This is a genomic window from Burkholderia sp. 3C (genome assembly GCF_054589155.1).
On sequence record NZ_BAAILN010000134.1, the window covers coordinates 170,720 to 184,007 of the forward strand.

Consider the following 13,288-nt stretch of genomic DNA (forward strand, 5'->3'; position numbering starts at 1 on the left):
GGCGCGGGCGGTTCATCGGCCGGCTCGGCCTCGACGACATCGATGATGCGATGACCGGCCGCCACGGCCGCCGCCTCGCCCGCCTCGCCCGCCTCATCCGCCTCCCGCGCCTGCCGCTGCATCGCGCGCCACGCCACCCAGGCGGCCACCACCCCGGCTGCCGCCCCCACGCCCAAGGCCCAGCGCGGCCCGCAGCGGTCGGCGATCCAGCCGACGATGGGCGCGCCGATCGGCGTGCCGCCCATCACGACCGCGACACGCAGCGCCGTCACGCGCCCGCGCATGCCTGGCTCAGTCGACAACTGCATCAGGCTGTTCGAGGAATTGGTGATGGTCAGCGAAGCGATGCCCGTCAGCACCAGCATCGCGCCGAAGATCCAGAAGCCCGGCGCGAGCGCCGCACACGCGCAGCCGAGCGCGAACAGCAGGCAGCCCGACAACAGCGTGCGCAGGCTCGGCCGGTCGCGGCCGGCGGCCACCAGCGCGCCGGCGATGGTGCCGATCGCCATGATCGACGACAGCAGCCCGAACCCGCTCGCGCCGGTATGGAACACGTCGACGGCCATCGTCGAAATGAAGATCTGGAAGTTGAGCCCGAACGTGCCGATCAGGAACAGCATGACGAGGATCGCGACCAGATCGGGCCGGCCGCGCACGTAATGGAGGCCCGCGGCCAGCCCGCCCTGCGCGCGCCGCGGCCGCGCCCCCGCAGGCGGCGCCGACACCTTCAGCCGCGACAGCGACAGCAGCACCGCGCCGAACGACAGGCCGTTCAGCACGAACGCCCAGCCGGTGCCGACCGTGGCGATCACGGCGCCGGCCACGCCCGGCCCGATCATGCGCGCGGCGTTGAACACGGTGGAATTGAGCGCGACGGCATTGGCCAGATCGGCGTCGCCGACCAGCGAGGTGACGAAGGTCTGCCGCACCGGCGCATCGAACGCGGCCACGCTGCCGAACAGCAGCGCGAACAGATAGACATGCCAGAGCCTCACCACGCCGGCCACCACGCTCACGCCGAGCGCCAGCGCGATCAGGCCCATCAGCGCCTGCGTCACGCGCAGCAGCTTGCGCTGGTCGAAGTGATCGGCGGCGTAGCCTGTCCACGGCAGCAGCAGCATCTGCGGCGCGTATTGCAGCGCCATCACGATGCCGACCGCCGACGCATCGTGATGCGTGAGCTGGGTCAGCACGAGCCAGCTTTGCGCGGTGCGCTGCATCCAGGTGCCGACGTTCGACACCAGCGCGCCGCCCGCCCACAACCGGTAGTTCGGATTGCGCAGCGAACGGAACGAGCGGGCCAGGTTCATCGCCATCGCGCTAGTCCTCGGCGAGCCGCTGCAGCAGCGCCACGGCCGCCGCCAGCTCGCGCCGCTCGGCGGCCGACAGGCGCGCGTCGAGCGCGCGGCCCAGCCAATCCTCGCGCGCGGCGCGGCTCGCCTGCAGCCGCGCTCGGAACGTATCGGTCAGTTGCATCAGCGTCTGGCGGCCGTCGGCCGGGTCGGGCGAGCCGCTCACGGCGCCGGCCGCTTCCAGCGCGGCCACCGTGGCGCGCATCGACTGCGGCCGTACGCTCTCCGCGCGCGCCAGCGCCGACACGGTGGACGGGCCATCGCGCTCCAGACGCAGCAGCACCGAGCGCTGCGACGACGTGAAATCGCCGGCGCGGCCCTGCTCGCGCAACCGCCGCATCAGCCGGGCGAGCGCGATGCGCAGGTCGCCGGCCAGATGGGCGGGCTCGGGGGCGATGGGAGATTCGGAGGATCGGGACATCGGCGCACGATAGCACTTCTACAGGAAAACTGCACAGCTAAACTGTATATCCTGCTTCAACCCCGCCGAGCCGCGCGCAGCGGCTCGTCCGGTCATACCACCGGATTTTTGCTCGTGTCAGAATGCCCGCATCCCAGCCGCCCACCCTGCTCCGTCCGATCATGCCGACCTCGCCCCGCCGCCAGTTGTTCACGCTCTATGCCGCGCTGCTGGGCGCGAATCTCGCCGCCTGGATCTGGGCGCTGGTGGCGCTGCACGACCATCCGCTGCTGCTCGGCACCGCGGCGCTCGCCTACGGCTTCGGGCTGCGCCACGCGGTCGACGCCGACCACATCGCCGCGATCGACACCGTCACGCGCAAGCTGATGCAGGACGGCAAGCGGCCGTTCTCGGTGGGCCTGTTCTTCTCGCTCGGCCATTCGACCATCGTGATCGTCGCGACGCTCGGCATCGCCGTCACGGCGCTCGCGCTGCGCACGCAGTTCGACACCTTCAAGGCGGTCGGCGGCACGATCGGCACGGCCGTCTCGGCGAGTTTCCTGCTGGTGCTGGCGATCATCAACCTCGTGATCCTGCGTGATATCTGGCGCCGTTACCGCCGTGCGCGCGCCGGCACCGGTCAAGACGGTCACGGTGCTCACGACGCTCACCCGGGCGATGCCCATCACCACCCGGCCGGCGGCCTGCTGACGCGTCTGCTGCGCCCGCTGTTCCGGCTCGTCACGAAGAGCGCGCACATGTATCCGGTCGGCCTGCTGTTCGGCCTCGGCTTCGACACCGCCACCGAAATCGGCCTGCTCGCGATCGCCGCCGCGCAGGCCAACCAGGGGCTGCCGCTGCACGCGGTACTGGTGTTCCCCGCGCTGTTTACGGCCGGCATGACGCTGATCGATTCGACCGACAACGTGCTGATGGTGCACGCCTACGGCTGGGCGATGGACGACCCGAAGCGCAAGCTCGCCTACAACCTCAGCATCACGTTCGTGTCGGCGGCGGTGGCGCTGGTGATCGGCGGCGTCGAGGCGCTCGGCCTGGTGGCCGACAAGCTCGGGCTGGCAGGCGGCGTGTGGGACCTGGTGGGCGCCATCAACGATCGCTTCGGCGCGATCGGCTACGGCATCGTCGGCCTGTTTCTGGTGTGCTGGGTCGGCTCGATCCTGTTCCATCGCTGGCGCCGCGCCAGCTCGCAACTGGCCTGAACGAGCGCGGGCGCGCGGCTGCGTCTACAGCATTTCGAGCGGCTGCTTGCGGCGCGGCGGCCTGAACGCCACGTCGAGCCGCGCCAGCGCCGCGTCGTCGAGCAGCAGATCGAGCGCGGCGCGGTTCGCGCGCACATGCTCGACGGTGCCCGCCTTCGGAATCGCCAGCACTTCCTCACGCCGCAACACCCAGGCCAGCGCCACCTGCTCGGGCGAAGCGCCGCGCTCGGCCGCGATCTCGTCGAGCACGGTGCCGCGCGGCAAGCGCTGGTGATCGATCGGGCTGTAGGCCATGGCCGGCATGTGGCGTGTCGCGAGCCACGGCAGCAGCTCGAACTCCGGCCCGCGCCGCGCCAGGTTGTAGAGGATCTGGTTGGTCGCGCAGCCCGCGCCGTTGGCGGCCACCAGTTCTTCCATGTCGCGGGTGTCGAAGTTGCTGACGCCCCAATGGCGAATCTTGCCGGCCGTGCGCAGCGCGTCGAACGCTTCGAGCGTTTCGTCGAGCGGCACGCCGCCGCGCCAATGCAGCAGATACAGATCGAGGCGATCGGTGCCGAGGCGCTTCAGGCTGGCCTCGCACGACGCGATCATGCGGCGGCGGTCGGCGTTGTGCGGATAGACCTTGCTGACCAGGAACACCGAATCGCGCAGGCCGCCGATGGCTTCGCCCACCAGCTCCTCGGTCGCGCCGTCGCCGTACATCTCGGCCGTATCGATCAGCGTCATGCCCAGTTCGATGCCGGCGCGCAGCGCGGCGATCTCGGCGGCGCGGCGCGCGGGCCGCTCGCCCATTTCCCAGGTGCCCTGCCCGAGCTTCGCGACGCGCTCGCCGTCGGGCAGCGCGATCGTATCGGTAGTGTTCGCCATCTCGTCCTCGCGGGTGATCCGGCAACAGGCCGGGCTGGCCAGTGTAGCGATTCATGGCAGGGATCGCCGGGCTATAACGGCGGTCCGCGATGACATAAAATGGCCCCCACCCTGTTTCACGCCGCCCTCATGAAGCCATCGACGGAAGACCGTTGGCACGATCTGCGCCCGGACCCGGACAACGATACGCCGCTCTATCTGCAACTCGCGCGCAAGCTCGGCGAGGCGATCCACGACAACCGCTGGTCGGCCGGCGAAGCACTGCCATCCGAGCGCGTGCTGTCGGAGGCGCTCGGCGTGTCGCGCATCACGGCCCGCAAGGCGATCGCGCTGCTCGTCGAGCAAGGCCTGATCCGCCGCACGCACGGCGCCGGCAACTTCATCCAGCCGCGTTATGAAGATCCGCTCTCGCGGCTGTCGAGCTTCAGCGAAATGCTGCGCCGGCGCGGCTTCACGCCCAGCTCGCGCTGGATCGCGGGCAGCGTGCAGCCGGCCAACCGCGACGAGGTGATCCAGCTCGGGCTGTCGCCGGCCGCCTCGGTCACGCGGCTCAAGCGCTTGCGGCTCGCCGACGGCATCGTGATGGCGGTCGAGAACTCCACGTTCCCGGCCACGCTGATTCCCGATCCCGCCGTGATCGGCGATTCGCTCTATTCCTACCTCGAACAGCGCGGCACACCGATCGTGCGTGCGCTGCAGCATTTCCGCGCCGTCAACGCCAGCGACGAGATCGCCGCGCAGATGGGCATCGCGCCGCACGACGCGCTGCTGCTGATCACGCGCATCGGCTACACCCACGACCAGCGCGCGATCGAACTGACCGATACGTACTGCCGCAACGATTACTACGATTTCGTCGTGGAATTGCGGAAGTAAGTCTCCGTGCAGCGCGCAATTTCCGTGCGTGCCGCGCCGCCCGTTTTATCGATTCGCGCCGATCAATCGAGCCATGCCGGCGCATCGGTGCCGGGCGGCACCGGCGGCCGCGCGAAATGCGCGGGCGTGGCGTCGAGCCGCTCGGCCGGCCGCACGCCCTGCACCGCGCCGAACGGCGAGGCGAGCGGCGTATCGAGGTGATCGCGCACGTCGTCGAGCGAACGATCGGGCACCGCGCGCCCGCCTTCCACCAAGCCGAACGATTGCAGCCAGCGGCCGGTCTGCGCCAGCGACACGCGCACGCGCCAACTGCCGCCCTCGGTCGCGCGCCGCGCCAGCGCGATCATCGCGCCGAACGCGGCGAGGTAGCCCGTCGCATGATCGAGCGCCTGACACGGCAAATGCACGGGGCCATCGGCGCCGGCCGCGCGCTGCTCGTGCCAGGCGATGCCGCTGGCCGACTGCACGAGGCTGTCGAAGCCGCGCCGCGTCGCCCACGGGCCGTCATAGCCGTAAGCACACACCGACACGCTGACGATGCCCGGATGCCGATGCGCCAGCGCGTCGTCGCCGAAGCCGCGCGCGGCCAGCGCGCCGGGCCGGTACGACTGCAGGAACACGTCCGCGCCGCCGGCCAGCGCGTCGAGCGTGGCCTGGCCTGAGTTCGTGCGCAGATCGACGTGCGCCGAGCGCTTGCCGCGGCCGTTGTCGATCACGAGCGCCGGGATGTTCGGCAGATGCGGGCCGTTCACCAGCAGCACGTCGGCGCCATGCTGGGCGAGCGTGCGCCCGGCCACCGGCCCGGCGATGATGCGCGTCAGATCGAGCACGCGGGTGCCGGCCAGCGGCCGCGCCGGCGGAGCGCCATCGCGCGCGGCGCGGCCGATCGGGCGCGGCGGCGCGTCGCCGATCCGCTCGATCTCGAACAACGGCCGGCGTGCGAGCGCGCGTGCCGCGTCGAGCGCGGCCCATTCGTCCGGGGTGCGAATCAATGCCGCGCACAGGCCCGCATCAGCCAGCGTGGCGTCGAGTTCGGCGCCGTCGCGGCCGAGGATCGCCGTGGCGATCGCTTCGGGGGTATCGGCGCAGCCGAGCACGGCGACGATGCCCTGCCGGTGATGCGCAAAGTTCGCGTGCAACTGGATCCAACGGCCGTCGCGGGTCGGGTAGAAGCCGGTGGCCGGATCGCGCGGGTCGGGCGCGGGCTGGCCATCGACGCGCAGGTAACGCTCGCTGCGAAACGCGGCCAGCGCCGCCTCCTGCGAAAGCGCCACGCGCTGCACGCGGCCGGTGCGCAAGCGGTCGCACTCGGCGGCGGCCAGGCCGGCCGCCGCAATGGTGGCCTGGGCCAGCGTGCCGACGCGATGCACCGACGGCAGCCCCGGATCTGCCGCGCCGGCATCGAAATCGACGCGCGCCAACGCGGCCGGATCGCCGTCCGCCAGTTGCCAGAGGGTCTGCAAGGCTTGTCGTGGCTCCATCGTCTGCTCCGTTCATAAGGGGTGCGACGAGTCTAGAATCGCGCTACCGGGGCGATCAATCTTGATGGCCCGAATCAATACATACAGATTTGTTCGGTTATGCGCGCGCGACTGCGCGCCGGAGCCTGCCGATGCCCAGAATCAGCGCCGCCGACGCCGCCCGCCAGCTCGGCGTGAGCCTGCCCACGCTCTACGCCTATGTCAGCCGCGGGCTGCTCGCGTCCTATCCCGACGGCCGCTCGAAGCGCCGCCACTACGATGCCGACGAGGTCACGCTGCTGGCGCGCCGCCGCGCCGACGCGAAACGCGCGGGCGGCGTGGCCGAACGCTCGCTCGATTTCGGCGTGCCGGTGCTCGAATCGCGCATCACGCGAATCGCCGACGGCCGCCCGCGCTATCGCGGCCACGATGCCGTCGAGCTGGCCGGGCGCGCCTCGCTGGAGGAGACCGCCGCGCTGCTGTGGGAATGCGAGCCGGCGCGCCTCGCCGCCGAGCCCGCGCTCGACGGCATCGACGCCGCGCAATGGCAGCGCTGGCTGCACGACTGGGCCGATTGCCCGCCGCTCGACCGCGCGCTGGTCATGCTGCCGGCCGCCGCCGCGCGCCTGCCGCGCGTCTGGGCGAGCGGGCCGCACGCGCAGATCGACGTGGCCGTCGCGCTGCTGCGCGCCACGCTCGCAGCGCTGGCGGGCACGACGCCTTCCGCGCAGCCGGCGCACCACCAATTGGCCGCCGCCTGGGGCCTGCGCGGCGGCAAGGCGGCCGGCCTGCTGCGCGCCGCGATGGTGCTGTGCGCCGATCACGAGTTGAACCCTTCGACCTTCGCGGTGCGCTGCATCGCCTCCACCGGCACGCATCTGTTCGGCGCGATCGCGGGCGGCCTGGCTGCGCTGTCGGGGCCGCGTCACGGCGGCGAGACGGTACGCGTGCGGGCGCTGTTCGAAGAAGCCGCGCGCGCGGCGGACCTCGACCGCTACCTCGCGATCCGGCTCGCCCACGACGAGCGCGACGACGGCGGCCGCACCCGGCTCGCCGGCTTCGGCCATCCGCTCTACCCGGACGGCGATCCGCGCTGCATCGCGCTGATCGAGATGCTGCGCGAGCACGCCGGCACGCAAGCGGCGCTGCGCCAGGGGCTGGCCGTGGCCGCGCGCGTGGAGGCGGCCACCGGCGAACGGCCGACCGTCGATTTCGCGCTCGCGCTGATCGAACGCGTGCTGGCGCTGCCCGAGGGCGCGGGTTTCGTGCTGTTCGCGGCCGGGCGCACCGCGGGCTGGATCGCGCACGCGCTGGAGCAGCAGCGCGACGGCAAGCTGATCCGCCCACGCGCCCGCTATGTGGGCAGCGACGCGCCGGGCGGGTGAGCGGGTGGTAGGCAGGCGCTTTGGTCGCTTTGGCACATTCGGTTGCAGTCGTTGTGTCCGTGGTGTCCGTGGTGTCCGTGGTGTCCGTGGTGTCGGCCGTGTTGACCACATCGGTCGCGTCGGTCGCGTCCGTCGCTTCGTCGCTTCAGTACTTCAGTCTCTTCCTGCGCGACCACTGCGCTTTTTCCTACAATGGCGGCTGTCCGCGACTCCGAACCCCACCCATGTCCCGTCCCCCCGCCGCTCCGAGCGAATCGTCCCTGACCGTGATGCTGTGGGTCGTCGCCACCGGCTTCTTCATGCAGACGCTCGACTCCACCATCGTCAACACGGCGCTGCCGTCGATGGCCGCGAGCCTCGGCGAATCGCCGCTGCGCATGCAATCGGTGGTGATCGCCTATTCGCTGACGATGGCGGTGATGATCCCCGTCTCGGGCTGGCTGGCCGACACGTTCGGCACGCGCCGGGTGTTCTTCAGCGCGATCCTGATCTTCTCGGCCAGTTCGCTGCTGTGCGCCAACGCGCACACGCTGCCGCAACTGGTGGGGTTCCGCGTCGCGCAAGGGGTGGGCGGCGCGATGCTGCTGCCAGTGGGGCGGCTCGCCGTGCTGCGCACGTTCCCGGCCGAGCGCTACCTGCCGGCGCTGTCGTTCGTCGCGATCCCGGGCCTAATCGGCCCGCTGATCGGCCCGACGCTCGGCGGCTGGCTCGTCAAGATCGCTTCATGGCACTGGATCTTCCTGATCAACGTGCCGGTGGGCGTGGTCGGCTGCCTGGCCACCTACTACTCGATGCCCGATTCGCGCAACCCGGCGGTGGGCCGCTTCGACCTGCGCGGCTACCTGCTGCTGACGATCGGCATGATCGCGGTATCGCTGTCGCTCGACGGGCTGGCCGATCTCGGCATGGACCACGGCGCCGTGCTGGTGCTGATGATCCTCGGCCTCGCCGCGTTCGTCGCCTACGGGCTGTACGCGGTGCGCGCGCCGCATCCGCTGTTTCCGCTCGACCTGTTCAAGATCCACACGTTCAGCGTGGGCCTGCTCGGCAACCTGTTCGCGCGGATCGGCAGCGGCGCGATGCCGTACCTGATTCCGCTGCTGCTGCAGGTGAGCCTCGGCTACTCGGCGTTCGAGGCCGGCCTGATGATGCTGCCGGTGGCGGCCGCCGGAATGTTCTCGAAACGCCTGATCACCCAGCTCATCACGCGCCACGGCTACCGCAAGGTGCTGCTGCTGAACACCATCATGGTCGGGCTGATGATGGCCAGCATGGCGCTGATCAGCGACCGCCTGCCGTTGTGGCTGCAGGTGCTGCAACTGGCCGTGTTCGGCGGCTTCAACTCGATGCAGTTCACGGCGATGAACACGCTGACGCTCAAGGATCTCGGCACCGGCGGCGCGAGCAGCGGCAACAGCCTGTTCTCGCTCGTGCAGATGCTGGCGATGAGCCTCGGCGTGACGGTGGCCGGCGCGCTGCTCGCCACGTTCACGGGCGTGATGCACAGCGTGACGCCCACCCACACGCTGCCGGCCTTCCACGCCACGTTCGTGTGCGTGGGCATCATCACCGCGTGCTCGGCGTGGATCTTCGCGCAGCTCTCGCCTGACGTGCGCGGCAGCACGGCGAAGAAGACCGATCCGTCGGAACGCGCATAAATCGGGACGAGCGGCCGGGGATTCGGCGGGGGATTCGGCGGGGGATTCGGCGGGGGATTCAGTGGGGGATTCAGTGGGGGATTCAGTGGGGATTTGGCAGGAACTCGGCGCAGAACTCGGCCGGGAACTCGACCGCTAACCCGACACGCCAGCGCAGCCGGAAAAGCCTCGCCCGGCGCGACATCCGGCTCGACATCGAAGCCGACCGGCAGCGCCGCGCCATGCACGACCGCGCCCGCATCACCGCACCAACTCGGTGCAAACGCACCATGCACACCGCCAGCACCCGCCCGCGCGAGCGTTGCACAACGGCTGCACGCGGCGCGGCCGCCGCGCATGTTTCTTGCTCGTTCACCGGTGCTAGGTAAACTGTCACCCTCTTCCCCGCCGCACCATGACGACCATGATCGATATCGATCCTCCCGGCTTCCAGCCGCCGCGCCCCGTCGCGGGCGACGACGGTAACCGGCGTACCGTGCTGTACGGCGACTACACCGTGTTCAGCGTGTTCCAGCCGGTGTTCTCGGTCTCGCACCGCCGCGCGATCGGCTATCACGCCTCGCTGCGCGCGCATGGCGCCGACGGCGCCCAGGTGCCGTCGCACGAAGTGTTCACGCAGGCGGCGCGGCGCGGTGACCTGCTCGAACTGGGCCGGCTCGCGGAATCGCTGCATCTGGGCAACTTCCACGCGTTCGACAGCCACGAGGAATGGCTCTTCCTGAGCCTGCACCCGGCCGCGCTGATGGACACCATCTACGGCGACGCGCTGCTCGCGAACCTGAAAACCCTGGGCCTGCCGCCGCAGCGCGTGGTGCTCGAAGTGCCCGAGCAGGCCGGTGGCGACACGCCGCGCTTCGGCGCGATCATCGACGGCCTGCGCAAGGCCGGCTTCCTGATCGCGCTGGGCGGCTTCGGCGCGAAGCATTCGAACATCGATCGCGTCTGGCATCTGCATCCCGATATCGTCGCGCTCGACCGCGGCATTCTCGCCCAGGCGAGCGAGCACTCGCACCTCGAACGCGTGCTGCCGGGGCTGGTCTCGCTGCTGCACGAATCGGGGCAACTGGTGCTGATGGGCGGGCTGTCGACCGAGCGCGAGGCGTTGATCGCGCTCGAATGCAACGTCGATTTCGTGCAGGGCACGTATTTTTCGGGGCCGAGCGTCGAACCGGTGCAGCCGCAGGCGGCGGCCGGCTCGATGGACACGCTGTCGGCCGCGCTGCGGCTGCGCGTGGCCGAGCGCGAGCGCACCCAGCATGCGCGGCTCGCGCCGTACGTGGCCGCGCTCGAACAGGCCAGCACGCGAATCGCGGCCGGGCAGGATATCGGCACGGCCGCCGCCGACCTGCTCGCCCTGCCCGACGCGGCGCGCTGCTTCCTGCTCGACGCCTCGGGCCGCCAGATCGGCGACAACGTGCTGCCGCGCACCCGCGCCTCGCAGCGCGCCAAGCGCTTCCGGCCGCTGCTGCATTCGGAGGGCGCGAGCTGGGAGCGCCGGCCGTACTTCATCGAGGCGATGCGCGCGCCGGGCAGCGTGCGCGTGACGCCGCCCTATCTGTCGATCAACGAGGCGCACCTGTGCGTGACCGCCTCGATCGCCGCCGTGCGCACGAGCGGCATGCAGGTGCTCTGCGTCGACATCAACTGGTAACGCGCGGCGCGCGCTCAGGCCAGGCTCAAGCCTGGTCGGCGGGCAGCGGCGGCGGCTCATCCGCCGCGTCGCGCAACGTATGCAGCAAGGCATCGGCGCGCCAGCGCGTGTGCGAACGATCGCTGCTCGCCAGCCGCACCAGCTCGCGCAGCCGCTCATTGACCGGCGCGCGCATCCCCGATTCCGCCGCCAGCCGCACGATCTCGCCGTTGAGCCAGTCGATCTCGGTCTGGCGGCCCGCGGCGAGATCGTCGGCCATCGACGAGCGCGCATGCGGATCGATCGACAGCATCGGCCCCGCGAATCGCGCGAACAGCGCATCGGGCAACCCCAGCACCGCCGGCAGCCAGCCGGGCGGCAACGGCGTGAGCCACGCCGGCCGAATCCCCGAACGATGCAGGATGCGCAGCGCCTCGGTTTGCGCCAGCGCGAGGCAGCGCCGGTAATCGCGCTGGCCCAGTTGCTCGCGCAACGGCAGCCACGACAGCGCGTTGATCGCGTTGTTGAGGTTGAACAGCAGCTTGGCCCACTGCACCGGCAGGATGTTCTCGCAATGCCGCAGCGGCAGCACCGCGCGGTCGAACACGTCGTTGATGGCGTCGAGCCGCGGCGACGCCTCCACCACGAGCTGGCCGCCCGAGCCCTGATGGAACACGCCGTTGCCGCGCGCCACCACGTTGAACGGCACCATCGCCGCGAGCACCGTGCGCGCCGGCAGCGCGATGCGCAACGCATCGGCCTGGCGCACGCCGTTCTGGAAGCTGATCACGAGCGTGCCGGGGCGCAGCACCGGATCGAGCGCGGCGGCCGCGGCCGGTGTCGCCGTGCATTTCACCGTCACGAACACCACGTCGGCATCGGCCAGCGCACGCGCGTCGGTGTGGAAATCGATCCGCTCGGGCGCGACCTGCGCCTCGCGGCCGAAGTAATCGTCGAGCGTGAGCCCGTGGGTGCGCAGCATGTCCCCGGTGTCGGCGCGGCCGACGAAGCGCACATTGCCGCCCGCGACCGCGAGCCGGCCGCCGATATAGCAGCCGATGGTGCCCGCGCCGAACACCGCGAGCCGGGTCATGGTCGGGTCAGACGCGTGCGCCGTGCGGCCCGTGACGCTGCGGGCCGACACGCCGCTCGATCGCGTCACGCACCTCGCGGCGCAGGCCCGCGTGGAACGCGAGCTCCGCCACCACGAACAGCGGCCCGATCGCCAGGCCGATGACGTCGTCGACGAAGGCCGGCTTGCGGCCCTCGAACGCATGACCGACGAACTGGATCACCCACCCCGCCACGAACAAACCGATGCCCGCCGCAAGCCACACGCCGGTGCGCTCGGCGGCCAGCGCCTGGCCGAGCCAGAGCGTCAGCGCGAGCAGCACGCTCATGGCGGCGCCGAAGCGCAGGTCCAGCCGCAGGTAGTAAAGCGCGGCCGCCACGGCCATCACCAGCGCCGGGCTCAACGCGACGCCGGCCAGCGCGCCGGCCGCCGGCCGCGACAGCAGCACGGCCACCGCGGCGACGATCATCGGGATGCCGAACAAGTGGGTGACGATATTGCGCGTATCGCGGTGATACGCGGCGTAGTTTGCGAGTTGATCGACCAGTGTCTTCATCGTGTCTGCCTCCTTGACGAGCGCTATGATGCGGATTGCCCCGCGCCTTCGCTGTCAGCTACCCGACATCCCCCATGCTCGCGCCGCCCGATCCGCTGCTTCCCCTGCTCGACGCGAACCCCTGGTTCCGCGCCCTGCCCGACGCCTTGCGCGCCAGGCTGCGCGCCACCGCCACCGTGCGCGAACTCGCCGCCGGCGAGACGCTGTTCCGGCGCGGCGATCCGCCATGCGGGCTGTACGCGGTACTAACCGGCGCACTCAGCATCGGGGCCGTCGATCCCGACGGCCGCGAATCGCTGCTGACCGTGCTCGAACCCACCACCTGGTTCGGCGAGATCTCCCTGTTCGACGGCCAGCCCTGCACACACGATGCGATTGCCGTGGAGAACACACGACTTTTGCATCTCGCGCAAGCTGCGCTGCAACAACTCCTCGCCGAGTCGCCGCATTACTGGCGACACTTCGGGCTCCTGATGGCCCAGAAGCTGCGGCTGTCGTTCCTGACCGTGGAGGCGATCAGCGTGATGCCGGCCGCCCAGCGCCTGGCCGCGCGGCTGCTGATGATCGCCGAGGGCTACGGCGGGATCAGCACCGGCCACACGCGCATCCGGCTCTCGCAGGAGCGGCTCGCGTCGCTGGCTTCGCTCACGCGCCAGACCACCAACCAGTTGCTGCGCGAGATGGCCGCGCGCGGCGTGGTGCGCTTGCAGGTGGGCGAGATCGAGATCCTCGATCTCGCCGCATTGCGGGCCGCGAGTGGCGATATCGGGCGGGCGCTGTGAGCCCTGCGCGCATCGCGGGCTGCCGCGCCG

At 70.7% G+C, this 13,288-nt stretch carries 12 protein-coding genes; 6 read left to right on the top strand and 6 right to left on the bottom strand.

All coding sequences use genetic code 11. From position 1 onward, the window contains the following. Together ACYP33_RS27775 and ACYP33_RS27780 are read right to left on the bottom strand one after the other, a co-directional pair. On the bottom strand, positions 1-1,316 hold a 1,316-nt coding region (locus ACYP33_RS27775), incomplete at its 3' end, for an MFS transporter (protein ID WP_459624645.1). Positions 1,317-1,320: 4 nt separating this feature from the next. Further along, positions 1,321-1,773: a MarR family winged helix-turn-helix transcriptional regulator gene (locus tag ACYP33_RS27780; protein ID WP_414442901.1), complete on the bottom strand. Its 453-nt coding sequence runs from the start codon at positions 1,771-1,773 to the stop codon at positions 1,321-1,323. 161 nt (positions 1,774-1,934) lie between these two features. On the opposite strand from ACYP33_RS27780, the gene ACYP33_RS27785 reads away from it, so the two are divergent. Then, entirely contained in the window at positions 1,935-2,972 is a 1,038-nt protein-coding gene (locus ACYP33_RS27785; RefSeq protein ID WP_459624679.1) for a HoxN/HupN/NixA family nickel/cobalt transporter, read from the top strand. A 24-nt stretch (positions 2,973-2,996) separates the two neighbouring features. On the opposite strand, the gene ACYP33_RS27790 is transcribed toward ACYP33_RS27785, so the two are convergent. Then, the gene (locus ACYP33_RS27790; protein ID WP_459624646.1) at positions 2,997-3,839 is read right to left on the bottom strand and encodes an aldo/keto reductase; all 843 of its coding nucleotides are present in this window, start codon (positions 3,837-3,839) and stop codon (positions 2,997-2,999) included. Between the two features lie 129 nt (positions 3,840-3,968). Here ACYP33_RS27790 and ACYP33_RS27795 point away from each other — a divergent pair, with 129 nt between their 5' ends. Then, a complete protein-coding gene (locus ACYP33_RS27795; protein ID WP_414451150.1) occupies positions 3,969-4,715 on the top strand; it encodes a GntR family transcriptional regulator in 747 nt (248 codons plus the stop codon). Positions 4,716-4,777: 62 nt separating this feature from the next. Here ACYP33_RS27795 and ACYP33_RS27800 read toward each other — a convergent pair whose 3' ends face one another. Beyond that, positions 4,778-6,196 carry a CoA transferase gene (locus tag ACYP33_RS27800; RefSeq protein ID WP_459624647.1) on the bottom strand — a complete coding sequence of 473 codons (1,419 nt, stop codon included), beginning with the start codon at positions 6,194-6,196 and terminating at the stop codon, positions 4,778-4,780. Between the two features lie 131 nt (positions 6,197-6,327). On the opposite strand from ACYP33_RS27800, the gene ACYP33_RS27805 reads away from it, so the two are divergent. The 3 genes from ACYP33_RS27805 (at position 6,328) to ACYP33_RS27815 (ending at position 10,869) form a co-directional block, all read left to right on the top strand. Next, entirely contained in the window at positions 6,328-7,560 is a 1,233-nt protein-coding gene (locus ACYP33_RS27805; protein ID WP_459624648.1) for a citrate/2-methylcitrate synthase, read from the top strand. A 224-nt stretch (positions 7,561-7,784) separates the two neighbouring features. After that, a complete protein-coding gene (mdtD, locus tag ACYP33_RS27810; RefSeq protein WP_414451147.1) occupies positions 7,785-9,218 on the top strand; it encodes a multidrug transporter subunit MdtD in 1,434 nt (477 codons plus the stop codon). Between the two features lie 403 nt (positions 9,219-9,621). After that, entirely contained in the window at positions 9,622-10,869 is a 1,248-nt protein-coding gene (locus ACYP33_RS27815) for an EAL domain-containing protein (protein ID WP_459624680.1), read from the top strand. A 25-nt stretch (positions 10,870-10,894) separates the two neighbouring features. On the opposite strand, the gene ACYP33_RS27820 is transcribed toward ACYP33_RS27815, so the two are convergent. Continuing rightward, the gene (locus tag ACYP33_RS27820; protein ID WP_459624649.1) at positions 10,895-11,941 is read right to left on the bottom strand and encodes a 2-dehydropantoate 2-reductase; all 1,047 of its coding nucleotides are present in this window, start codon (positions 11,939-11,941) and stop codon (positions 10,895-10,897) included. 7 nt (positions 11,942-11,948) lie between these two features. Then, on the bottom strand, positions 11,949-12,476 hold the full coding sequence (locus ACYP33_RS27825) for an Mpo1 family 2-hydroxy fatty acid dioxygenase (protein WP_459624650.1): 528 nt from the start codon (positions 12,474-12,476) through the stop codon (positions 11,949-11,951). 74 nt (positions 12,477-12,550) lie between these two features. Here ACYP33_RS27825 and ACYP33_RS27830 point away from each other — a divergent pair, with 74 nt between their 5' ends. Continuing rightward, positions 12,551-13,258 carry a Crp/Fnr family transcriptional regulator gene (locus ACYP33_RS27830; protein ID WP_459624651.1) on the top strand — a complete coding sequence of 236 codons (708 nt, stop codon included), beginning with the start codon at positions 12,551-12,553 and terminating at the stop codon, positions 13,256-13,258. The last annotated feature ends 30 nt before the right edge of the window (positions 13,259-13,288 follow it).

Excerpts from the sequence above, each read along its gene's own strand:
- ACYP33_RS27830 (WP_459624651.1), top strand. The coding sequence starts at position 12,551 with ATGCTCGCGCCGCCCGATCCGCTGCTTCCCCTGCTCGACGCGAACCCC.
- ACYP33_RS27795 (WP_414451150.1), top strand. The coding sequence starts at position 3,969 with ATGAAGCCATCGACGGAAGACCGTTGGCACGATCTGCGCCCGGACCCG.
- ACYP33_RS27785 (WP_459624679.1), top strand. The coding sequence starts at position 1,935 with ATGCCGACCTCGCCCCGCCGCCAGTTGTTCACGCTCTATGCCGCGCTG.
- mdtD (WP_414451147.1), top strand. The coding sequence starts at position 7,785 with ATGTCCCGTCCCCCCGCCGCTCCGAGCGAATCGTCCCTGACCGTGATG.
- ACYP33_RS27800 (WP_459624647.1), bottom strand. The coding sequence starts at position 6,196 with ATGGAGCCACGACAAGCCTTGCAGACCCTCTGGCAACTGGCGGACGGC.
- ACYP33_RS27790 (WP_459624646.1), bottom strand. The coding sequence starts at position 3,839 with ATGGCGAACACTACCGATACGATCGCGCTGCCCGACGGCGAGCGCGTC.
- ACYP33_RS27780 (WP_414442901.1), bottom strand. The coding sequence starts at position 1,773 with ATGTCCCGATCCTCCGAATCTCCCATCGCCCCCGAGCCCGCCCATCTG.
- ACYP33_RS27805 (WP_459624648.1), top strand. The coding sequence starts at position 6,328 with ATGCCCAGAATCAGCGCCGCCGACGCCGCCCGCCAGCTCGGCGTGAGC.
- ACYP33_RS27815 (WP_459624680.1), top strand. The coding sequence starts at position 9,622 with ATGATCGATATCGATCCTCCCGGCTTCCAGCCGCCGCGCCCCGTCGCG.
- ACYP33_RS27825 (WP_459624650.1), bottom strand. The coding sequence starts at position 12,476 with ATGAAGACACTGGTCGATCAACTCGCAAACTACGCCGCGTATCACCGC.
- ACYP33_RS27820 (WP_459624649.1), bottom strand. The coding sequence starts at position 11,941 with ATGACCCGGCTCGCGGTGTTCGGCGCGGGCACCATCGGCTGCTATATC.